Source organism: Bradyrhizobium barranii subsp. apii (assembly GCF_011516635.5).
Lineage (GTDB): Bacteria > Pseudomonadota > Alphaproteobacteria > Rhizobiales > Xanthobacteraceae > Bradyrhizobium > Bradyrhizobium barranii.
The window spans coordinates 9,568,584-9,590,329 of the sequence record NZ_CP096255.1 but is presented as its reverse complement, the minus strand read 5'-3'; the positions used below and the strand labels follow the sequence as shown (position 1 = coordinate 9,590,329).

Genomic DNA, 21,746 nt, shown 5'->3' with positions numbered 1-21,746 from the left:
CAGCGAGAGAGATGATGACAAGCGGCAGCTGATGCGCGTCGGCGTAAGGTCAGCAATCAAGACGCGGCGCTCGCCACCCTCCCCTGGAGAGGTCCGGGACGAGCGTAGCTCGCCCGAGGGTCGGCTCATGTTGAGCGAAGCCAGACATGAGACGGGGTGGGGTGATGGTCTCTCCGCGTTGAGCAATGCCCGTGTTGAGAGATCACCCCACCCCGCTCGCGCTACGCGCGATCGACCCTCCCCCTCCAGGGGAGGGTGAGAAGGCCGCCAGCGTCTTCGCACATGACGGACACCGTCCGCTCGGCTAGATTACTCCCAGAAAAACAAAGCCGAATTGTCCGGGGAGGACAGGCGTGCACCAGGGACGTGTCGTTTACGGCGCGATCGAGGAGGTTGTGTTCGGCCATCCCGCGGCCGCAGCCATTGTCGCACAGATGGACCGACTGGGGACGCACCGCGCCTTCCTGATGGTCTCGGGCACGCTGAACCGTCAGACCGACGAAATCACGAAGATCAAAGACGCGCTCGGCGCGCGATGCGCCGGCCTGTTCGACGCCATGCCGGCGCACACGCCGCGCGAGGCGGTGATCGCGGCGACCAATGCGGCGCGCGAAGTGAACGCCGACCTGATCGTCACCGTGGGCGGCGGCTCGATCACCGACGGTGCCAAGGCGGTGCAGCTCTGCCTTGCCAACGGCATCGACGACGTCGACGGGATCGAGCGCATCCGCGTCCACAAGGGCGTCGCGCCCGAGATGACCGCCCCTGACGTGCGGCAGATCAGTGTGCCGACCACGATCGCCGGCGGCGAGTTCAGCGCGATCGCCGGCGTCACCGACCGCGTCACGCATGTGAAGCAGATGCTGCGGCATCCGCTCACGGTGCCGCGTGCGACCATCCTCGATCCCGCCATCACCGTGCACACGCCGGAATGGCTGTTTCTCTCCACCGGCATCCGCGCCGTCGACCATTGCGTCGAGGCGATCTGCTCGCGCGAGACGCACCCTTATGCCGATGCGCAGTCGGTGAAGGGGCTGGCCATGCTCGCCGACGCGCTGCCGCGGGTGAAGGCCGACCCTGCCGACCTCGACGCCCGCATGGATGCGCAGATCGGCACCTGGCTGTCGATGGGCGCGCTCGCCGCCGGCGTGCCGATGGGCGCGAGCCACGGCATCGGCTATGTGCTGGGTGCGGCCTTCGACGTGCCGCACGGCTACACCTCCTGCATCATGCTCCCTGCGGTGATGCGCTGGAATGCGCGCGACAACGCCGAGCGCCAGATGATCGTCGCCGCCGCGATGGGTTTTCCCGGCCACAACGCCGGCGACGTGCTCGATGCCTTCATCCGCTCGCTCGGCATGCCGCACAGCCTCGCCGACGTCCGCGTCTCGCCTGAGCATTTCGACGCCATCGCCGAACAGGCGATGCGCACGAACTGGATCCCGCGCAACCCGCGCAAGATCGACGGCCCCGCCGACATTCGCGAAATCCTGCTTCTCGCCGCATAATTTCAAGCCGGAGGACTGATGTATCCAGGTCAGCATGCTCGTCTACGCCCGCTCCAACCCGCCTTCATCATGGCTGCAACCGGCGAGGCCGTCACCTATCGCGAGCTCGATGCGCGCAGCAACCGCCTGGCGCATCTGTTCCGCGAGCACGGCTTGAAGCGGCTCGAACATTATTCGATCTTCATGGAGAACAATTCGCGCTACCTCGAAGCCTGCGGCGCGGGCGAGCGCTCCGGGCTGTACTACACCTGCATCAACTCGTTCCTGACGCCGGGCGAGCTCGCCTATCTTCTCGTCAACAGCCAGTCGAAGATCCTGATCACGTCCGTTGCGAAACTCGACATCGCCCGCGAGGCGATCAAGGCCTGTCCGGACATCAAGCTCTGCATCGTCGCCGACGGCCCCGGCGAGAGCGACCGCATCGTCGGCCTCGCCGAGGTGACCGCCGACCTGCCCGAGGCTCCGATCGCCGATGAATGGCTCGGCACCGCCATGCTCTATTCATCCGGCACGACCGGACGGCCGAAAGGCATCCTGCGCCCGCTGCCGGAGGAGCCGCCGAAGCACAATCTGCCGCTGTTCGATTTCCTGACAAAGCTTTGGCGCTACCGCGAGGGCATGGTCTATCTCTCGCCTGCCCCGCTCTATCACTCCGCGCCGCAAGCCGCGGTGAACCTCACGATCCGCATGGGCGGCACCGTGATCATCAAGGAGACGTTCGATCCCGAACGTTATCTCCAGCTGGTCCAGCAATGGGGTATCACCCACACCCAGCTGGTGCCGACGATGTTCTCGCGCATGCTGAAGCTGCCGGAGGAGGTGCGCGACCGCTACGACCTGTCGTCGCTGGAGATTGCGATCCACGCCGCAGCGCCCTGCCCGGCATTGGTCAAGGACGACATCATCAAATGGTGGGGGCCGATCATCCACGAATATTACGGCGCGACCGAAGGCCTCGGCTTCACCGCCTGCAACAGCGAGGAATGGCTTAGCCACCGCGGCACCGTCGGCAAGGTGCTGCTCGGCGACCTCCACATTCTCGACGAGAACATGAGGGCGTGCCCGACCGGCACGCCGGGCCAGGTCTGGTTCAAGACGGCATCGTCGTTCGAATATTTCAACGACCCCGAGAAGACCAGGGAGGCGCGCTCGGCCGACGGCAGCATGAGCACGGTCGGCGACGTCGGCTATGTCGATGAAGATCGTTTCCTCTATTTAACCGACCGTGCGACCTTTATGATCATCTCCGGCGGGGTGAACATCTATCCGCAGGAATGCGAGAACCTGCTCATTACCCATCCGAAGGTCGCCGATGCCGCGGTGTTCGGCGTGCCCAATCCCGATCTCGGCGAAGAGGTGAAGGCGGTGGTGCAGCCGATGCCCGGCATCGTGCCGGGCGAGACGCTCGCCGAAGAACTGATCGCCTTCTGCGGCCAATCGCTGTCGCGGCAGAAGGTGCCGCGCTCGGTCGATTTCGAGAAGGAACTGCCGCGGCTGCCAACGGGCAAGCTGTACAAGCGGCTGCTGCGGGACCGCTATTGGGGGAACAAGACGTCACGGATCGTGTGAGCCCCACTGTCGTCCCGGGGCGCGACGAAGTCGCGAACCCGGGACCCATAACCACCGACAGGAGTCGTCACGCGAGCAGGTAACTGCGAGTCTTCATCAAACGACTTCCTGTGGTTATGGATCCCTGTGTCTTGGAAGCCTGTCATGATGGAGTGGGCGGGAAGCCGTTGGGTCCTTGGCGCTTGACGCCGTGATCCGGCCCGGTCTCCCGCCCGTTCCATCTATCAACCTGAACAGTTGCACGAGGCTGCGGCAACAGACCTCGCATCACAGGGACAGGCACCGTGATCATACCCCTTCGTTACGTCGGAATCGACGTCTCCAAACAACATCTCGATATCTTCGATGAGGGCTTGGGTGTGCCGGAGCGCATCGCCAACGCGCCGCAGGCCATCACACAGATCGTGGCGCGTTGGCGATGCGACGTGCTGGTCGTCTTCGAGGCAACGGGTGTCTATGATCTCGAACTTCGCGAGGCGCTGGGTCAGGCCGGTATCCGCTTCGCGCGGATCAACCCGGCCCGGGCTCGCGACTTTGCGCGCGCCAGCGGCCAGCTCGCCAAGACCGACCCGATCGATGCGAGGATGCTGGCGGCCTTTGCGCGGGCCCTGAAGCCAGCCACCGAGCAAATTGCCAATCCCGCCCGCAATGCCTTGGCGAGGCTCGCAAAACGGCGGGATCAGCTGGTCCTCATGCGTGCGCAGGAGAAGAACCGGCGCAGCGAGGCCGACGACCGTGCCATGGCCGATCGTATCGGCCGTCTCATCGAGGTCCTCGACGGCGAGATCGCCGAGATCGAGGCCGACATCAGCACGCTGATCAAGACCGAGCCGGAGATCTCGGGCGATGCGCAGTTGATACGTTCACTTCCTGGCGTGGGTCCCGTAACCTGCATGCAACTGATCGCGCAGATGCCGGAACTCGGAAAAGTGGGACCGAAGCAGGTGGCAGCGCTAGCCGGCCTGGCTCCCTTCAACGTGGCTTACCGTGGCAAACGTAAGATCGCCGGGGGCCGAAAGCGCGTCCGTGATGCCCTTTACATGGCTGCTCTCAACGCGGTCCGCCGGGCCGATCCGTTCAAGGTCTTTTACGTACGATTGCGACAGGCCGGCAAACCAGCCAAACTCGCCCTCATTGCCGTCGCCAGGAAGCTGCTGACGGTCCTCAACGCCATGATGCGCGACAGGAAGCCCTACCTGAACGTCAAGCCGACATAACAGTTGCCGGATCTGCGCTTCGCTTGTCCGGGACGACGGCGGAGTTTGTTGAGGCAGCTGCCCGCAACATCTGCACAGGAACCATCCCTTCGCACCTGCACTCTCACATGAAGAGAGTGTGAACGCCTGCGGCCTTCCGTCATCCGAATTGTCGAGGCGGCGAGCGGCCTTGCCGGTTGCCTCGCTGCACGTGCGTCGCTATCGTCTGACAAACAGGCCGCAAAGGCCCAAAAGACTAAAGACTAATGTCCAGGGAGGATGAGCATGCGGAGCGTGTGGGCGCTCGCCGCAGTGGCGGCGCTATCTGTGCTGACGGCCTCGACGACCACGCTCGCCGGCGGGCCCAAGCAGGGCGGAATCCTGCGGATGTACCACCGCGACAGCCCCGGCAATGCCTCGATCCATGAAGGCGCGACCTATTCGCTCAATGTTCCCTTCATGCCTGTGTTCAACAACCTCGTCATCTACAAGCAGGACGAGGCGCAGAACAGGATGGACAACATCATTCCGGAACTCGCCGAGAGCTGGGCCTGGGTCAACGACAACAAGACGCTGACCTTCAAGCTGCGCCCGGGCGTGAAATGGCATGACGGCAAGCCGTTCACCTCCGCGGATGTCAAATGCACCTTCGACATGCTGATGGGCAAGTCGCAGCAGAAGTTCCGGCAGAATCCGCGCAAGACCTGGTACGAACAGGTCAACGACGTCTCCACCAACGGCGACCTCGAAGTTTCCTTCAACTTGAAGCGGCCGCAGGCGTCGCTGCTGGCCCTGCTCGCCTCGGGCTACACGCCGGTCTATCCCTGTCACGTCTCGCCCGGCGACATGCGCACGCACCCGATCGGGACCGGCCCGTTCAAATTCGTCGAGTTCAAGGCCAATGAATCGATCAAGCTGACCCGCAATCCCGACTATTGGCGCGAGGGGCGGCCCTATCTCGACGGCATCGAGTTCACCATCATCCCGAACCGTTCGACCGCGATCCTCGCCTTCGTCGCCGGCAAATTCGACATGGCGTTCCCGACCGAAGTGAGCATTCCGCTATTGAAGGACGTCAAATCGCAGGCGCCGAAAGCGGTCTGCGTGGTCGAGCCCAACAATGTCGCCACCAACATCATCGTCAATTCCTCCGCGCCACCGTTCGACAATATCGACATCCGCCGCGCCATGGCGCTGTCGCTCGACCGCAAGGCGTTCATCTCGATCATGTTCGAGGGCCAGGGCGATGTCGGCGGCACCATGCTGCCGCCGCCGAACGGGCTGTGGGGCATGCCGAAGGAGATGCTCGAGACCATTCCCGGCTATGGCCCCGATGTGAACGCCAACCGCGAGGAAGCCAGGAAGCTGATGCAGAAGGCCGGCTACGGGCCGGACAAGCATCTCGCCGTCAAGGTCTCGACCCGCAACATCCCGGTCTACCGCGATCCCGCGGTGATCCTGATCGACCAGCTCAAGAGCATCTATATCGACGGCGAGCTCGACGTGGTCGAGACCGCGAACTGGTTCCCGAAGATCGCACGCAAGGACTACATGCTCGGGCTCAACCTGACCGGCAACGCCGTCGACGATCCCGACCAGTCGTTCTACGAGAACTATTCCTGCGGCTCCGAGCGCAACTACACCAATTACTGCAACAAGGAGATCGAGAAGCTGTTCGACGTGCAGTCGCAGGAGACCGACGTCAACAAGCGCAAGAAGCTGGTGTGGGACATCGACAAGAAGCTGCAGGAGGACGTCGCCCGCCCGATCATCTTCCACGCGTGCACCGGCTCCTGCTGGCAGCCCTATGTCAAGGGCGTAACGGTGATGTCGAACAGCTCCTATAATGGGTATCGCTACGAGGACGTCTGGATGGACAAGTAGCGCAGGCGGCTGACGGTTTCGACAGGAGGCGATGCATGTTTGCCTATCTGGTGCGGCGACTGTTCCTGATGCTCGTGACCCTGTTCGGGATCTCGGTCGTCATCTTCTTCCTGCTGCGCGTCGTGCCCGGCAACATCGTCGACATCCTGTTTGCCGCGGCGGGCTACGTCGATCCCGCCGACAAGGCCAATCTGGAGAAGGAACTCGGCATCGACCAGCCGCTGGTCGTGCAGTACTGGCACTGGATCAGCGGCTTTCTGCGCGGCGATTTCGGCTACTCCTATGTTTCGGAGAAGCCCGCGCTTCAGGAGATCCTGCCGCGGATCCCGATCACCGCGCGGCTCGCCGGGCTGGCGCTGTTGTTCTCGGCGTCGATCGGCATTCCGCTCGGCGTCATCAGCGCGGTGAAGCAAGGAACACGGCTCGACTACGCGTTGCGCGTCGTCAGCCTCAGCGGATTGTCGCTGCCCTCGTTCTGGCTCGGTCTGCTGATCCTCACCGCGTCGGTGGCGATGTTCAACCAGATGCCGATCTTCAATCCCAATCCGCAGACCTGGCTCGAGGCGTTCGCGACCTACGCCGTGCCGGCGGCCGCCGTCGGCTTCCGCAGCGCCGCGCTGACCATGCGCATCACGCGATCCTCGATGCTGGAGGTGCTGCGGCAGGACTATATCCGCACCGCGCGCGCCAAGGGCGCCTCCGACGCCGCCGTCAACTATAAGCATGCGCTGAAGAACGCGATCCTGCCCGTCATCACCGTGATCGGCATCGAGGCCGCGTTCCTGATCGGCGGCCTGATCGTGACCGAGACCGTGTTCAACATCCCCGGCGTCGCACGCTTCCTGGTCGAAGCGATCCGCTGGCGCGACTATCCGATTGTGCAGAACCTCGTGATGCTGATTGCGATCGTGGTGGTGAGCGCGAACTTCATCGTCGACATGCTCTACGCGGTGTTCGATCCGCGCATCCGGTATACGGATTAGGAGATCAGCTTGGCCGCGATCGACTATGATCTCGAACTGAGGCGGGCCGGCGCGCATGCGACCGGCGGCTGGCGGCGCGTACTGTATTTGGCGCAGCGGCATGTGCTGGGCGCGGCCGGGCTGATCATCATGACGCTGTTCGTGCTCACGGCGATCTTTGCCGACTTCATCGCGCGCTACGATCCCCTGACTATCGACGCCGCCCGCGCGCTGGCGCGCCCGAGCCTGGCGCACTGGATGGGCACGGATTCCTTCGGCCGCGACGTGTTCAGCCGCATCATCCACGGCGCGCGGATCTCGCTCGCGGTCGGCATCGGCTCGACCGCACTTGGCGGCACGATCGGCGTCATCGTTGGCCTCACCTCCGGCTATCTCTCCGGCTGGGTCGACCTCGTATTCCAGCGCGTCTCCGACATTCTTCAAGCGCTTCCACTGCTGGTCCTGGCTCTGATCATGACGGCGGCGCTCGGTCCGTCCCTGCCGAACGTCATCATCGCCATCGCCATTCCGCTGATCCCGACGGTGTCGCGCGTCATTCGCGCCAACACGCTGGCGCTGCGCGAGCTGCCCTTTATCGAAGCCGCCAAGTCGATCGGCATGAGCGAGGTGCGGATCGCGCTGCGCCACGTGTTGCCGAACACGCTGGCGCCGCTGATCGTGCTCGCGACCGCGCAGCTCGGCTCGACCATCCTGACCGAAGCCTCGCTGTCCTTCCTCGGCCTCGGCATTCCCGAGCCCTATCCATCGTGGGGCCGCATGCTCTCGGAATCCGCCGCCGAGTATGTCCGTACCGCGCCATGGCTGGTGATCTTCCCGGGCATCGCGATCAGCCTTGCCGTGTTCGGCGCCAACCTGTTCGGCGACGCCCTGCGCGACATCCTCGATCCCCGGCAGCGCGGCTGATGGCAAACAAATCCGATCTCGTGCTCGATGTGAAGAACCTGAAGACGGTGTTCTTCACCAACTCCGGCCTGTTCAAAGCCGTCGACGATGTCTCCTTCACCGTGAGGCGCGGGGAGACGCTCGCAATCGTCGGCGAATCCGGCTGCGGCAAGAGCGTCACCGCGTTGTCCCTGATGCGGCTGGTGCCCGATCCGCCCGGCCGCATCGTCGGCGGGTCGGTCTCGCTCGAAGGCACCGAACTGCTGGCGCTGGATGAATCCGAGATGCGCGCCGTCAGGGGCAATCGCATCTCCATGATCTTCCAGGAGCCGATGACCTCGCTCAATCCGGTGATGCGGATCGGTGACCAGATCGTCGAGGCGGTCCGGTTGCACCGGGCGATGCCGGCCAGAGAAGCGCGCGACATCGCGGTCGAGATGCTGCGGCTGGTCCGCATTCCCGAACCGGCGCGGCGCGCGCGGGAGTATCCGCATCAGCTTTCCGGCGGCATGCGCCAGCGCGCGATGATCGCGATGGCGCTGGCCTGCCGTCCGGCGCTGCTGATCGCGGACGAGCCGACCACCGCGCTCGACGTCACCATCCAGGCACAGATCCTGGCGCTGATCCTCGACCTTCAGAAGGAGCTCGGCACCGGCCTCGTGCTGATCACGCATGATCTCGGCGTCGTCGCGCAGACCGCGCAGCGGGTGATCGTGATGTATGCGGGGAAGAAGGTGGAGGAGGCAACGGTGGAAGCGCTGTTCGCCGATCCCAAGCACCCCTACACCCGCGGGCTGATGGCCTCGATCCCGGCCGTGCCGGCGTCCGGCATGCCGGTGCAGGCGCGGCTCAACGAAATTCCCGGCACCGTGCCGTCGCTGGTGCGGCTGCCGAAAGGCTGCGCCTTCGCGCCGCGCTGCAAGCTCGCGATCAAGCGTTGCGAGGCCGAATATCCGCCGCTGGAGGACTGGGGCGGCGGCCATCTCGCGGCGTGCTGGCGCGCGGCCGAAGTGGCGGAGGTGGCATGACCGAAGCGCTGCTCGAAGTCACCGATCTCAAGAAGCACTACGCGGTGCGCGCCGGCGTGTTGCGGCGGCAGGTCGGCACCGTGCATGCGGTCGACGGCGTCTCGTTCTCGGTTCATACCGGCGAGACGCTCGGCCTGGTCGGTGAATCCGGCTGCGGCAAGTCGACGGTGGCGCGCAGCGTGCTGCGGCTGGTCGAGCCGACCTCGGGTCAGATCCGCCTTGATGGAGAGGACATCACCCGTCTCTCCAAGACCGCGCTGCGGCCGCATCGCCGCTCAATGCAGATCGTGTTTCAAGATCCCTTTGCTTCGCTCAATCCGCGCATGACCGCCGGCGACATCGTCGGCGAGCCGCTCGCCGTGCATGGGCTCGCAAGCGGCAAGGAGCTGGAAGCGCGTACCGCAAGACTGTTCGAGCAGGTGGGCCTGCGGCCCGATCAGATGCGCAACTTCCCGCATCAATTCTCCGGCGGCCAGCGCCAGCGCATCTGCATCGCACGGGCGCTTGCGCTGGGTCCACGCCTGATCGTCTGCGACGAGCCGGTCTCCGCGCTCGACGTCTCGATCCAGGCGCAGGTGATCAATCTCCTGATCGACCTGCAGAAGGCGCACGGCTTCTCCTATCTCTTCATCGCGCATGACCTCGCCGTGGTCGCCCATATCAGCCACCGCGTCGCCGTGATGTATCTCGGCCGCATCGTCGAGATCGCCGGCAAGGACGAGCTGTTCCGCAATCCGCGCCATCCCTACACGCAGGCCCTGCTCGCGTCAGTGCCGGTTGCAAACCCGTTTGCCAAGAAGCTCGCGCCGCTGGTCGACGGCGACGTGCCGAGTCCGGTCAATCCGCCCTCCGGCTGCGCATTTCACACCCGCTGCCGGTTTGCGATCGAGCGGTGCAAGACGGAGCGGCCGGCGCTGGTGGACGCAGGCGGCGGACATCAGGTGGCGTGCCTGCTCAACGAGGGGACGGGACGGAGCCAGTAGGCCGCAACGCCCGGATCACCGGCCACGCCGCCAGCGCGGCGGCCAGATGCTTGAGCGTGTGGCCCGAGACAATGTGGCCTGTCGCTTCAAATATGGTCACGTCACCCAGCTCGAAAAGCTTGGCCAGCGCGTAAAAGAAGATCACGCCGCCCAGAGACACGCCAAGCGCACCGGGCCGGGGCCGTGTCAACGCCAGTCCCACGGCCAACGCCATGCCGCCGAACTGCACGACCACCCATGGCGTGAGATTCTCGCGTGCCACCCAGGCCGCGAGCAGGCCCGCAACCGTCACCAGCACCACCACCGCCTGACCGGCACGCACGCTGATGCGCTCGCTGGCCGCGATGCCCAGAAAGCCCGCGAACGCCACCGCCATACCGAGACGATCGGCCACCAGCCGCTGCGGCGCGTCGGGATCCAGATGATAGATGCACGATCCTATGCAAGTGAGGATCAGACCCACGAAGAGGCAACCTGCACCCGCGGGCGCATCAGGGTGGGCACGCAGGCGCAGCAAGCCCCAAGCGCCCATCGCCAGGAAGGCAAGATTGCTCAGCACGTCGCCGGCGTTGGGCACGCCCAGCCAGGTGCGAGTGTCGACGAATTGCGGGATGTGCCAGGCGGAGGCGGGCAACGCCGGCGCGAGGAGCGCCACGAGCGTCAGGACGAAGAGTGCGCCGATCAGATATTTTTCGCGAACTTGCGGCGGCGCGAACGAGAACCGGCGGGACACTGACGGCAGCAGGGCATCGGTCTCTCGGGCGTGGTGATTTGCGCGCAACATGCAGGCCTCCACATGATTTGACATCGCTCATTATTAGTAGCCCAGGATTGAACAATGTTCAATAATAATCGTGAGCGAGATCAAACAGGCAATATCATATTGGAATTATTTGGATTTATTCGGACGCCCGCGTGCTGCCACGGCGGCGAGTCGAGTTTGAGACGGCATCTCTCCCCATCGTCATTGCGAGCGCAGCGAAGCAATCCAGAGTGCTTCTGCGGATGCAGACTGGATTGCTTCGCTTCGCTCGCAATGACGGAGAGAGGCTAACCCGCCGCGATCTCCGCGACGATCCTGCCCGTCGTGACCTGCTCGCCTTCGGCGACGTCGATCGCGGCGACCACGCCGTCGATGCCGGCCTTGTGGACGTGCTCCATCTTCATTGCTTCCAAGGTCATCACTGGTTGACCGGCGGTGACGCGATCGCCGGGCTTGACCAGCACGGCGACGATGCGGCCGTTCATGGCGGCGCGGACTTTGCCATCGCCGCCATTGCTCGCAGCCGCCTTTGGCGCGGCGAGGGTGAGATCGGTGACAGCAAGCGGGATGCCGCGATGCTGGAGGTAAAGCCGGTCGCCATCGCGCAGGAATTTTGCGCTGTCCATCACGCCGTCGTGGCGGAAGCGGATGGCGTCAGGATCGAGCTGGTCGATCTCGAACTTGTCCTGACGGCCGTCTGCGGCGACGATGTAGCCGCCATCGCGCTCACGCGTGACTTCGAGCTCGTGGGTGTGGCCGGCGATCTCGACTTTCGCCGGCAGCGGGAATGTTGCCGCCAAGCTTCGGCCACCTTGCCATGACGGCGCGCGCGGATTGGTGACATAGAGCAGCAGGCCAGCCAGCGCCGTATCGAATGCAGCATTCGCCGGAGGCGCCAACAGTTCGTCGCGATGTGCGCCGATGAAGGCTGTCGTCGCCTCGCCCCTGGCAAATCCGGGATGGCGCAGGCAGGACATCAGGAACGCCTGATTGGTGGTCACGCCAAATGCAGTGAGTTGCTCCAGGCCGACGATCAGCCGCCCCCTCGCCTCCTCCCGTGTCGCGCCATGGCTGATCACCTTGGCGATCATGGAATCGTAGAACGGCGGAATCTCCGCACCCGATCGCAGCGCGTGCTCGACGCGGATGCTGTCAGGTACCTGCCAGCGCGCCATGCGGCCGGACTGCGGCATGAAATCCTGCGCGGCATCTTCTGAGCACAGCCGCACCTCGATGGCGTGGCCTGAGAATTTGATGTCCTGCTGCTTCACCGGCAGAGGCTCGCCACGGGCGACACGCAGCTGCAGCTCGACGAGATCGAGCCCGGTGATGGCTTCGGTGACGGGATGCTCGACCTGGAGGCGCGTGTTCATCTCCATGAAGTAGAACTCGCCGCTGGCGTCGAGCAGGAATTCCAGCGTGCCGGCGCCCTCGTAACGCAATGCCCTCACCGCGGCGACAGCGACCTCGCCCATTTTCGCGCGCAGCTCCGGCGTGACCGCCGGCGATGGCGCCTCCTCGATCAGCTTTTGATGTCGCCGCTGCACCGAGCAGTCGCGCTCGCCGAGATGGATGGCGTTGCCGTGGCTGTCGCCGAACACCTGGATCTCGATGTGGCGGGGATTCTGGATGGCGCGTTCGAGGATGACCGTGGGATCTCCGAACGCGGCGTTCGCCTCCGACCGCGCGCTGCGCAGCGCGTCGGGGAAGGATGCGGCATCGGTGACGAGCCGCATGCCGCGTCCGCCGCCGCCCGCAACCGCCTTGATCATCACGGGGAAGCCGATCTTCCTGGCTTCCGTGAGCATGACCTCGTCGCCCTGGTCGGCACATTGATAGCCGGGCACGCAGGGCACGCCGGCCTTCTTCATGATCTCCTTGGCGCCGGCCTTGTTGCCCATGGCCTCGATCGCCTGCGGCGAGGGGCCAATGAAGACGAGGCCGGCCTCCTTGCAGGCCTGCGCAAAGTCCTCGTTCTCGGCGAGGAAGCCGTAGCCGGGATGGACGGCATCCGCGCCGCTCACCTTGGCCGCGGCGATGATCGCGGGAATGTTGAGATAGGATTGCGCCGGCAGGGCTTCGCCGATGCGCACGGCCTGGTCCGCCTGCCGCACATGGAGCGCATCGCGATCGGCATCCGAATAGACCGCAACGACGCCGAGGCCGAGCTGCCGCGCGCTGCGCATCACCCGCAGCGCGATCTCGCCGCGATTGGCAACCAAAACCTTGAAGAACGGCCGGTGCTGCACTGATCCGTTCCTCATGGGCGGGCCACCGAAAACTGCATGCGCTGGGGCGTGCGCGCATCGCCCTCGCGGCAGATCGCGAGCACCTCGGACAGCACCGCACGGGTGTCGCGCGGATCGATCACACCGTCGTCGAGCACGCGCGCGCTGGTCGAGAACACGTCCATCTGGCCGTCGAACACGCCGATGATTTGCGCCTTCATCGCGTCGAGCTTTTCTTTCTCGACCGGCTTGCCGCGGCGCGCGGCGGCGGCCTCGGTCACGATCGCCATGGTCTCGGCGGCCTGCTCGCCACCCATCACGGCGGTCTTGGCGTTGGGCCAGGAGAAGCAGAAGCGCGGATGGAAGCCGCGTCCACACATGCCGTAATTGCCAGCGCCGAACGAGGCACCGCAATAGATGGTGATCTGCGGCACCGTCGCCGACGTCACCGCCTGGATCATCTTTGAGCCGTGCTTGATCATGCCGGCTTCTTCATAGGCCTTGCCGACCATGTAGCCGGTGGTGTTGTTGAGATAGAGAATCGGCGTACGGGTCTGGCAGCAGGCCTGGATGAAATGCGTCGCCTTGTTGGCGCCGGCGGGATCAAGCGGACCGTTGTTGGTGATGATGCCGATCGCCTGGCCCTCGATGCGGGCGTGACCGCAGACGGTGGCGGGGCCGTAATTGGGCGCCATCTCGGTGAAGTCGGAATCGTCGACGATGCGCGCGATCACCTGCTTCATGTCGACGGTGCGCTTGTGGTCCATTGGCATGATGCCGAGCAGCTCGTCCTGGTCGTAGCGTGGCGGTTTGAACTGTGAATCCGCTCGGCCCGGCCGCTCCCATTCCAGCGCCGCCATGATCTCGCGCGCGATGCGCAACGCATCGCGGTCGTCCTCCGCGAGGTAATCGCCAAGGCCGGAGACCTGCGTGTGCATCTCGGCGCCGCCGAGTTCTTCCTCGGTCGCGATCTCGCCTGTCGCCGCCTTCAGCAGCGGCGGCCCGGCAAGGAAGGCGCGGGTGCGGCCGCGCACCATGACGATGTAGTCGGACAGGCCGGTCTGGTAGGCGCCGCCCGCGGTCGACGAACCGTGCGTGACGGTGACGACCGGCAGCCCCGCCGCCGAAAGCCGCGCGAGATTGCGAAAGATGTTGCCGCCACGGACAAAGTCCTCGACGCGGTAGCGCAGCAGATTGGCCCCGGCGCTTTCGACGAGCTGGACGTAAGGCAGCTTGTTCTCCAGCGCAAGCTCCTGCACCCGCAGCGTCTTGTCGAGACCGTAAGGCTGGAGCGCGCCCGCATCGATGCCGGCGTCATTGGCGCTGACCATGCAGCGGACGCCGGAGACGAAGCCGATGCCGGAGATGACGCCGCCGCCGGGCACGCTCTTGTTCGCATCTGATACGTCGAACATGTAGCCGGCGAGCGTCGACAGCTCGATGAAGGGCGCGCCGGGATCGAGCACCAGCGCGACGCGTTCGCGCGGCAGCAGCTGGCCGCGCTTGTGGAAGCGATCCTTTGCCGCCGCCGACGCCGCACGCGTGCGCTCTTCCAGCGCGCGCATGCGGTCGATCAGCGCGAGCATGCCGTCGCGGTTGGCGTGGTAGGCGGCGCTGCCGGGGGAAATGGTGTTGTCGAGAATGGACATAACTCTATCCTGCTCGTCATTGCGAGGAGCGAAGCGACGAAGCAATCCAGACCGTCACCGCGGAAAGACCCTGGATTGCTTCGCTTCGCTCGCAATGACGGTTGAGGCGATACCTTACCTATTCGTCCCAAAGATCTTCCGCGCCTCGGCGGGGCTTGCGATCTCGCGGCCCACACGGCGGGCGCAGGCGGCGATGGCCTCGATCAACTGGCCGTTCGACGTCACCTTCTTGCCGTCGGCGAGATAGAAGGCGTCCTCCAGACCGGTGCGGAGATGGCCGCCGAGTTCGGCACAGCGCTGGTGCAGCGGCCAGATCTCTTCGCGACCGATCGCGGTGACCTGGAAATGCGCCTCGGGCCGTTTCAGCTTGATCAGGATCGGCAGCAGATCAGGATCGGACGGCATGCCGGAGGCAACGCCCATCACGAAGTTATATTCGAGCGGACCTTTGTACATGCCGACCTGATGGTACATGCCGACGCAGCGGACGATGCCGACGTCGAAACATTCGAACTCGGGGATGGTGCCGACCGCGTTCATGACGTCGAGATAGTCCTTCACCTTCTCGACCGCGTTGTCGAACATCATCGGCGGCCAGGCCCAGGTGTTGTCAGCTTTCACCTTCAGATAGTTCAGCGAGCCGGCGTTGCAGGCCGCGATCTCGGGCCTGGTCTCGCGGATGCAATCGAGCGCGCCGCTGTAGTTCGGCCCTGAGACGCCCGAGGTGTGATTGATGATGACGCCGGGGCAGGCCTCGCGGATGGCCTGCTGAATCTCCTTGCTGACACTCACGTCCCAGGACGGCAGATGTCCCTTGTCCGGCGCCTGCTGGCGCAGATGGATGTGCATGATGCTGGCGCCGGCATCGAACGCAGCCTTGGCTTCGCGTGCCATCTGCTCGGGCGTCACAGGCACGTTGTGCTGCTTCGGGTCGGTGAGCACGCCGTTCAGCGCGCAGGTGATGACGGCCTTGTCGCTCATGCCACTATTGTCTCGCACGTTGAGAATTCAACGCTTGCGATCATGGGACGCGCGGGCATGCGGCTTCTTGCGCGGAGAAGCTGGAAGGCGAGATGCCGTAGGGTGGGTTAGCCGAAGGCGTAACCCACCTCTTTAGCTTCCGCGGAGACAGAAATGGTGGATTACGCCTTCGGCTAATCCACCCTACGAAGAACTAGCTCGCCTCCCCGAGCCTCACCGTCTCGGTGCTGCGGTAGATCGCGAGGTCGCGCGAGCCGACGAAGATCGCGCGCGGCTTCAAGCCATAGAAGCGACGGATCGAATGGCTGAAATGGGTCGAGTCGGGATAGCCGATGTCCTGCGCGAGATGGGCGAGGTTGAGGTCCTGGTTGGCGAAGTGCAGCAAATGCCGTGCGCGCTTCCAGGCGCGGAAGGAGCGGAACGAGATGCCGGTCTCCTCCTTGAACAGATGCAGGAAGCGCGAGGCCGAGAGCCCCGCTTCGGCGGCGCACGTATCCGCCGTCACCGGCTCGCCGGAGAAGCGGCCGATGCGGGCGACGGCGCGCATCACGCGCGGATCGAGCACGCGACGCGGCAACGCCTCGCCAAAGCACATCTCGTCGAATTCGGCGGTGGTGATGTCGCCATAGCGGCGCTGGCGCAGCAGCGTGTAGGCGGCGAGGATCTTGCGGGCATAGACGGCCCGGTCAGGTCCGGTCAGCCGCTCGGCCAGGGCCTCGATTACGCCGTCCGGCATGCTTTCCGGCTCGAGCGTCACGCTGATTGCAGTGCGGTAGTCGCTGGCGATGGAATGCCGCTGGTTCGGCAGGGTCACGAACAGCTCGCCGGTGGCGAGAACGTCGTCGATCGTCAGATGCAGGCTGCCCTTCACCGCGACATAGACGTGGCAGCAGCCGGGGGTGCGCTTGCGGGGGCGGCCGAGCAGGCCGGCATAGAATACCCGCTCCGGCGTGATCAGCATCAGATGGTCGGATTCGCGACCGTTATCTTCCATTGGGATCCTCCTCGCGCGGCTCTTTGGCCGCTGCGGACGGAGGTCACCTTAGCGGAAATTTGGGCGCTGTCACGGCGCGATAGCGCTGTCATGGCGCGCAAAAGATTACCATTCCGGGACGATGATCAGTCGTCCCGGAACCGCGATGAGACCGCAGTCCCATCCTACGGAATGCTTACGCCCTCACGCGCGGCGCAACATTCTGCTCGACGCCGGCCTTCTGCTCCGCAGCAACCGCGCGCTTGAATCCGTCGCGTTGCTGCAAACGCGCCCAATACGCTGCGACATTTGGCCCGAAATCCTTGGCGAGCCCGACGTTGTTGGCGAGGCGGAGCGCGTAGCCGATGACAATGTCAGCGGCGGTGAAGCGGCCTGCGCACAATGTTTCGGCATTGGCCGTCGCCGCCTCGACCGCGCGCAGGCGCCCCAAGAACCATTTTGCATAGTCCCCGGCGACCTGCGGATTGCGGCGCTCCTCCGGCTCGAGCTGGGTGTACCGGAGCACCAGCGTCTGCGGGAAGGTTAACGTGGCATCGCTGAAATACATCCAGTTCAGGAAGGCGCCATAGGCGGGATCTTCGGGTCCGACCATCAACGGCGTCGGCCCGTGCTTGATGCCGAGGTAATGGCAGATGCCGGAGGACTCGGTCATCTTCGTCTCGCCGTCGACCATGAAGGGAATGGTGCCGAGCGGATTGAGCGCAAGGTACTCCTTGGCGAAGACCCGCGGCGGGAACGGCAGCATCTTCAATTCATACGGAAGCTCCATCTCCTCCAGCATCCAGAGCGGACGGAACGAGCGCGCGGCGTCGCAGTGATAGAGCGTGATCATCAGGAAATACCTTTACTGCCGGGCAGCGTGCCCATCATCTTGCACAGGACCATCAGCATGACCTCGTCGGCACCGCCGCCGATCGAGGTCAGGCGGCTGTCGCGATAGGCACGGCTGACCGGCGTCTCGTTGGTAAAGCCCATTCCGCCCCAATATTGCAAGCAGGCGTCGGTGAGCTCGCGGCCGAGCCGGCCGGCTTTGAGCTTGGCCATGGTCGCAAGCTTGGTCACGTCCTCGCCGGCCACGAGCTGCTCGGCTGCGCGATAGATCAGCGCGCGCAACAGCTCGACTTCGGTCTGCATCTCTGCGAGCTTGAAGTGCACGACCTGGTTGTCGAGGATCGGCTTCCCGAAGGCCTTGCGGTTGCGGGTGTACTCGATGGTTTCGTTGATGATGTATTCATGCGCCTTCAGGCAGGCCGCCGCGCCCCAGAGCCGCTCCTCCTGGAACTGGATCATCTGGTAGGTAAAGCCCTTGCCCTCCTCGCCGATCCGATTGCGCTTGGGCACGCGGACATTGTCGAAGAAGATCTGCGCGGTGTCTGACGAGCGCATGCCCATCTTGTCGAGCTTTCGCGCCACCGTGACGCCCCTGCTCTTCATGGGCACGCAGATCAGCGACTTGTTGCGGTGAACCGGCCCATCGCCGGTGTTGGCGAGCAGACAGATCCAGTCGGCCTGGGTGCCGTTGGTGATCCACATCTTGCCGCCATTGATGACGTAGTCGTCGCCGTCAGAGCGCGCATTGGTCTTGATCGAGGCAACGTCCGAACCCGCGCCGGGCTCGGAAACGCCGATGCAGGCGACGTAATCGCCTGATATCGAGGGGCTGAGGAATTCGCGCCGCACCTCGTCCGAGCCGAACCGCGCCAGCGCCGGCGTCGCCATGTCGGTCTGCACCCCGATCGCCATCGGCACGCCGCCGCAGGTGATGGCGCCAAGCTCCTCCGCCATCATCAGGGCGTAGGAATAGTCGAGGCCGGAGCCGCCGAACGCGACCGGCTTGTTCAAGCCGAGGAAGCCGAGGCTGCCCATCTTCTTGAACAGCTCATGCGCCGGGAAAATGTCGGCCTTCTCCCAGTCATCGACATGAGGATTGATCTCGTTGGCGATGAATTTTTGCAGGGAACGGCGGATGTCGTCGTGGTCGGCGGTGAATGGCATTTTTGTCAGCTCAGCTCTCGGTATCTCTAATGTGCTCGTCATGGCCGGGCTTGTCCCGGCCATCCACGTCTTCGTCACCCGGCAGCAAGAACGTGGATGCCCGGGACGAGCCCGGGCATGACGGAGAAAGCGGCTATAATCCCATCTGCCGCGACGCCAGATCCTTCATGATCTCCTCCGTCCCGCCGCCGATGGCGTTGACCTTGACCTCGCGGTAGATGCGCTCGGCCTTGATGCCGCGCATGAAGCCGGCCCCGCCGAAGATCTGTACGGCTTCCGAGGCGCAGAACGCCATGGTTTGCGTGGCCTGGTTCTTCATCATGCAGATCTCGGCGACCGGGCTCTCGCCCTGCTCCAGCCGCCAGGCCAGTAATTCCAGCATCGACTGGGATGCCGCGACCTTCTGCGCCATGTCGACGATCTTGTGACGGATGACCTGGTGCTGGGCGAGCGGCTTGCCAAAAGTCTTGCGCTCCTTGGCATAGGCGATCGCTTCGTCGAGGCAGACCCGCGCGAAGGCGGTGCAGCCCGCCGCCATGCCCATGCGCTCGCTGTTGAAATTCCGCATGATGATCTTGAAGCCCTGGCCTTCCTCGCCGATCAGATTTTCGGCCGGCACGCGGCAGTCGTCGAAATGCAGCGTCGCGGTGTCGGAGGCCCACCATCCCATCTTCTTCAGTTTTGTGCGCGACAGGCCGGGCGTGTCACCCTCGATCAGGAGCAGGCTGACGCCGCCGGCGCCCTCGCCGCCTGTACGCACCGCAACGGTCAGATAATCGGCGCGCACGCCCGAGGTGATGAAGGTCTTCTCGCCGGTCACGACGTAGTGATCGCCATCGCGCCGCGCCCTGGTGCGGAGGTTCGCCACATCCGAGCCGCCACCCGGCTCGGTAATCGCCAACGCGGAGATCTTCTCGCCCGACAGCACTTGCGGCAGCACGCGTGCCTTGACCTCCGGGCGCGCCGCCCGCGCGATCGGCGGCGAGCCGATGGTGTGGCTCATCAGGCTGGCGCTGACCCCGCCGGCGCCGGCGCGCGCCAATTCCTGGCTCGCCACGATCTTCATGAACTGGTCGGCGGCGATCCCGCCATATTCCTCGGGGAATCCGAGCCCCAACAGGCCAATCTCGGCCGCCTTGCGATAGAGCACACGGGGAAATTCGCCAGCCTCGTCCCATTCATGGGCAAAGGGCGTGATCTCCTTCTCGACAAAGCGGCGCATCACCTCGCGGAAGGCGTCATGCTCGGCGGTATAGAACGGACTCGTCATCGTCGTCTCGCCCTGCTGGCGGATTCGTGTTGTCCACCATGGCCGGAACATCTGCCGCTCACTTGCGCAGAGTGGCTGACCGGGGGAACCGCTCCACGCAGCCTAAGGCCTAGCAACTCAACGCAAGACGATTTTCGCCGCTCGCAGGCCAACTCCGGGGCAAAAAAAGACGTGGCGCACAAACTCCGGCTGGCCCCAGGGCCACGCCGGGCATGGTGCCCGGCAAATAGGGACACAGGCGGCACAAGACCGCCGAGGGAGGGATTTTTGGCCGTTCGTTATTACGACTGGATCGTCCATCACGGCCGCCGTACGCCTGACAAGGTCGCGGTCATCGACCTCGCGAGCGAGCGCCGCTTCACCTATTCACAGCTCGATGCCCGCGTCTCGCGCCTGGCCGGATTTCTCCGTGACGCGCTCAAGGTGTCGCGCGGCGACCGCGTCGCGGTGCTGGCGCTGAACACGACCGATACGCTGGAGGTGCAGTTCGCCTGCGGGCGGCTCGGCGCGGTCTTCGTGCCGCTGAACACCCGCCTCACCGTTCCCGAGCTCCAGTTCATCACCGACGATTGCGCGCCGAAGGTGATGATCCACGACACTGATCTCGCCGAGACCGCGCTCGCCGTCGCAAAGCTCTGCAACGTCGCGACCAGCCTGCTGCTCGGCCCCGGCGGCGCTTACGAGACCGGCATCGCGTCCGCCAAGCCGCTCGCCCGCGCCGAGGAGGTCACGCTCGATGACGTCTCGACCATCATGTACACGTCGGGCACCACGGGCCATCCCAAGGGCGCGACCATCACCCATGGCATGACCTTCTGGAATTGCGTCAATCTCGGCGGCCCGGCCTGCATCGGGCCGGCCTCGGTGCTGCTGACCGTATTGCCGCTGTTCCACACCGGCGGGCTCAATTGCTACACCAACCCGGTGCTGCATGCCGGCGGCACCGTGATGATCATGCGCGCCTTCGATCCCGGCACGGCGCTCTGCCTGATCAACGATCCCGCGCAGGGCATCAACGTGTTCTTCGGTGTGCCCGCGATCTACCAGTTCATGGCACAGCATCCGGCCTTCGCGACGACCGACCTGACCCGGTTGATCGTCTGCGGTGTCGGCGGCGCACCGATGCCGGTGCCGCTGCTCAAAGTCTGGGAGGCGCGCGGCGTCGCGCTGCAGCAGGGCTACGGCATGACCGAGACCTCGCCGGCCGTGCTGGTGCTGGATCGCGAGGATGCGGCACGCAAGGCGGGTTCGGCCGGCAAGCCGGTGCTGCACACCGAGGTGCGGATCGTGCGCCCCGACGGCAGCGATGCCGCTATCGGTGAGCTCGGCGAGCTCTGGGTGAAGGGACCCAACATCACGCCGGGCTACTGGAACCGGCCGGAGGCGAACAAGACGTCCTTCACCGACGGCTGGCTCCACACGGGCGATGCGACGCGCGTCGACGAGGAAGGCTTCTACTATATCGTCGACCGCTGGAAGGACATGTACATCTCGGGCGGCGAGAACGTCTATCCGGCCGAGGTCGAGAACGTCCTGCATCAGCTCACCGCGATCGCGGAAGCCGCCGTGATCGGCATTCCCGATCCGCAATGGGGCGAAGTAGGGCTCGCCATCGTCGCAGCCAAGCCCGGTCAGCGGCTGACCGAGGCGGATGTCTTTGCGCACTGCGCGGCCAATCTCGCGCGCTTCAAATGCCCGCGACAGGTGCGCTTCGTCGATGCGCTGCCGCGCAACGCCACCGGCAAGATCCACAAGCCGACCTTGCGGAAAGAATTCTCGGTGGCGTCCGAAGTCGACAAGAAAGTCGCCAACGCCTGATCAAAGCGCCCCTTG

Annotated in this window: 17 protein-coding genes; 9 read left to right on the top strand and 8 right to left on the bottom strand. The window is 64.7% G+C overall.

Annotated elements, in window-relative coordinates:
• The first annotated feature begins 353 nt into the window (after nt 1-353).
• The 8 genes from HAP41_RS45645 (at nt 354) to HAP41_RS45610 (ending at nt 10,033) form a co-directional block, all read left to right on the top strand.
• Complete coding sequence (locus HAP41_RS45645; RefSeq protein WP_166071230.1) at nt 354-1,508, top strand: iron-containing alcohol dehydrogenase; 1,155 nt, start codon at nt 354-356, stop codon at nt 1,506-1,508.
• Nucleotides 1,509-1,526: 18 nt separating this feature from the next.
• On the top strand, nt 1,527-3,077 hold the full coding sequence (locus tag HAP41_RS45640) for an AMP-binding protein (protein ID WP_166071251.1): 1,551 nt from the start codon (nt 1,527-1,529) through the stop codon (nt 3,075-3,077).
• Between the two features lie 284 nt (nt 3,078-3,361).
• Nucleotides 3,362-4,294 carry an IS110 family RNA-guided transposase gene (locus HAP41_RS45635; protein ID WP_166065194.1) on the top strand — a complete coding sequence of 311 codons (933 nt, stop codon included), beginning with the start codon at nt 3,362-3,364 and terminating at the stop codon, nt 4,292-4,294.
• 264 nt (nt 4,295-4,558) lie between these two features.
• Nucleotides 4,559-6,157 carry an ABC transporter substrate-binding protein gene (locus tag HAP41_RS45630; protein ID WP_166071280.1) on the top strand — a complete coding sequence of 533 codons (1,599 nt, stop codon included), beginning with the start codon at nt 4,559-4,561 and terminating at the stop codon, nt 6,155-6,157.
• Between the two features lie 35 nt (nt 6,158-6,192).
• On the top strand, nt 6,193-7,140 hold the full coding sequence (locus HAP41_RS45625) for an ABC transporter permease (protein WP_166071321.1): 948 nt from the start codon (nt 6,193-6,195) through the stop codon (nt 7,138-7,140).
• A 9-nt stretch (nt 7,141-7,149) separates the two neighbouring features.
• Nucleotides 7,150-8,043, top strand: coding sequence for an ABC transporter permease (locus HAP41_RS45620; RefSeq protein ID WP_063979980.1), 894 nt, complete (start codon nt 7,150-7,152; stop codon nt 8,041-8,043).
• Nucleotides 8,043-9,050 (top strand): ABC transporter ATP-binding protein, encoded by a 1,008-nt coding sequence (locus tag HAP41_RS45615; protein ID WP_166071369.1) that lies wholly within the window; start codon nt 8,043-8,045, stop codon nt 9,048-9,050. The genes HAP41_RS45620 and HAP41_RS45615 overlap by 1 nt, the downstream gene beginning before the upstream one ends.
• Complete coding sequence (locus HAP41_RS45610) at nt 9,047-10,033, top strand: ABC transporter ATP-binding protein (protein WP_166071397.1); 987 nt, start codon at nt 9,047-9,049, stop codon at nt 10,031-10,033. The genes HAP41_RS45615 and HAP41_RS45610 overlap by 4 nt, the downstream gene beginning before the upstream one ends.
• Here the strand turns inward: HAP41_RS45610 and HAP41_RS45605 are convergent.
• From HAP41_RS45605 to HAP41_RS45570, 8 genes are all read right to left on the bottom strand, one after another.
• Nucleotides 10,005-10,817: a hypothetical protein gene (locus HAP41_RS45605; protein ID WP_166071437.1), complete on the bottom strand. Its 813-nt coding sequence runs from the start codon at nt 10,815-10,817 to the stop codon at nt 10,005-10,007. The genes HAP41_RS45610 and HAP41_RS45605 overlap by 29 nt on opposite strands.
• A gap of 266 nt (nt 10,818-11,083) precedes the next feature.
• The gene (locus HAP41_RS45600; RefSeq protein ID WP_166071449.1) at nt 11,084-13,060 is read right to left on the bottom strand and encodes an acetyl/propionyl/methylcrotonyl-CoA carboxylase subunit alpha; all 1,977 of its coding nucleotides are present in this window, start codon (nt 13,058-13,060) and stop codon (nt 11,084-11,086) included.
• Nucleotides 13,057-14,673, bottom strand: a complete 1,617-nt coding sequence (locus tag HAP41_RS45595; RefSeq protein ID WP_166071465.1) for an acyl-CoA carboxylase subunit beta — start codon at nt 14,671-14,673, stop codon at nt 13,057-13,059. Before HAP41_RS45595 ends, HAP41_RS45600 begins: the two co-directional genes overlap by 4 nt.
• A 114-nt stretch (nt 14,674-14,787) precedes the next feature.
• Nucleotides 14,788-15,654: a beta-keto acid cleavage family enzyme gene (locus HAP41_RS45590; RefSeq protein ID WP_166071472.1), complete on the bottom strand. Its 867-nt coding sequence runs from the start codon at nt 15,652-15,654 to the stop codon at nt 14,788-14,790.
• A gap of 193 nt (nt 15,655-15,847) precedes the next feature.
• Nucleotides 15,848-16,648 carry a helix-turn-helix domain-containing protein gene (locus HAP41_RS45585; protein WP_166071478.1) on the bottom strand — a complete coding sequence of 267 codons (801 nt, stop codon included), beginning with the start codon at nt 16,646-16,648 and terminating at the stop codon, nt 15,848-15,850.
• 175 nt (nt 16,649-16,823) lie between these two features.
• The gene (locus tag HAP41_RS45580; protein WP_166071508.1) at nt 16,824-17,480 is read right to left on the bottom strand and encodes a glutathione S-transferase family protein; all 657 of its coding nucleotides are present in this window, start codon (nt 17,478-17,480) and stop codon (nt 16,824-16,826) included.
• Nucleotides 17,480-18,643 (bottom strand): acyl-CoA dehydrogenase family protein, encoded by a 1,164-nt coding sequence (locus HAP41_RS45575; protein WP_166071512.1) that lies wholly within the window; start codon nt 18,641-18,643, stop codon nt 17,480-17,482. The genes HAP41_RS45580 and HAP41_RS45575 overlap by 1 nt, the downstream gene beginning before the upstream one ends.
• Nucleotides 18,644-18,776: 133 nt before the next feature.
• A complete protein-coding gene (locus tag HAP41_RS45570; RefSeq protein ID WP_166071535.1) occupies nt 18,777-19,913 on the bottom strand; it encodes an acyl-CoA dehydrogenase family protein in 1,137 nt (378 codons plus the stop codon).
• A gap of 267 nt (nt 19,914-20,180) precedes the next feature.
• On the opposite strand from HAP41_RS45570, the gene HAP41_RS45565 reads away from it, so the two are divergent.
• Nucleotides 20,181-21,731 (top strand): acyl-CoA synthetase, encoded by a 1,551-nt coding sequence (locus tag HAP41_RS45565; RefSeq protein ID WP_166071542.1) that lies wholly within the window; start codon nt 20,181-20,183, stop codon nt 21,729-21,731.
• Nucleotides 21,732-21,746: the final 15 nt, after the last annotated feature.

Excerpts from the sequence above, each read along its gene's own strand:
- HAP41_RS45640 (WP_166071251.1), top strand. The coding sequence starts at position 1,527 with ATGTATCCAGGTCAGCATGCTCGTCTACGCCCGCTCCAACCCGCCTTC.
- HAP41_RS45630 (WP_166071280.1), top strand. The coding sequence starts at position 4,559 with ATGCGGAGCGTGTGGGCGCTCGCCGCAGTGGCGGCGCTATCTGTGCTG.
- HAP41_RS45625 (WP_166071321.1), top strand. The coding sequence starts at position 6,193 with ATGTTTGCCTATCTGGTGCGGCGACTGTTCCTGATGCTCGTGACCCTG.
- HAP41_RS45615 (WP_166071369.1), top strand. The coding sequence starts at position 8,043 with ATGGCAAACAAATCCGATCTCGTGCTCGATGTGAAGAACCTGAAGACG.
- HAP41_RS45610 (WP_166071397.1), top strand. The coding sequence starts at position 9,047 with ATGACCGAAGCGCTGCTCGAAGTCACCGATCTCAAGAAGCACTACGCG.
- HAP41_RS45605 (WP_166071437.1), bottom strand. The coding sequence starts at position 10,817 with ATGTTGCGCGCAAATCACCACGCCCGAGAGACCGATGCCCTGCTGCCG.
- HAP41_RS45600 (WP_166071449.1), bottom strand. The coding sequence starts at position 13,060 with ATGAGGAACGGATCAGTGCAGCACCGGCCGTTCTTCAAGGTTTTGGTT.
- HAP41_RS45595 (WP_166071465.1), bottom strand. The coding sequence starts at position 14,673 with ATGTCCATTCTCGACAACACCATTTCCCCCGGCAGCGCCGCCTACCAC.
- HAP41_RS45590 (WP_166071472.1), bottom strand. The coding sequence starts at position 15,654 with ATGAGCGACAAGGCCGTCATCACCTGCGCGCTGAACGGCGTGCTCACC.
- HAP41_RS45585 (WP_166071478.1), bottom strand. The coding sequence starts at position 16,648 with ATGGAAGATAACGGTCGCGAATCCGACCATCTGATGCTGATCACGCCG.
- HAP41_RS45580 (WP_166071508.1), bottom strand. The coding sequence starts at position 17,480 with ATGATCACGCTCTATCACTGCGACGCCGCGCGCTCGTTCCGTCCGCTC.
- HAP41_RS45575 (WP_166071512.1), bottom strand. The coding sequence starts at position 18,643 with ATGCCATTCACCGCCGACCACGACGACATCCGCCGTTCCCTGCAAAAA.
- HAP41_RS45570 (WP_166071535.1), bottom strand. The coding sequence starts at position 19,913 with ATGACGAGTCCGTTCTATACCGCCGAGCATGACGCCTTCCGCGAGGTG.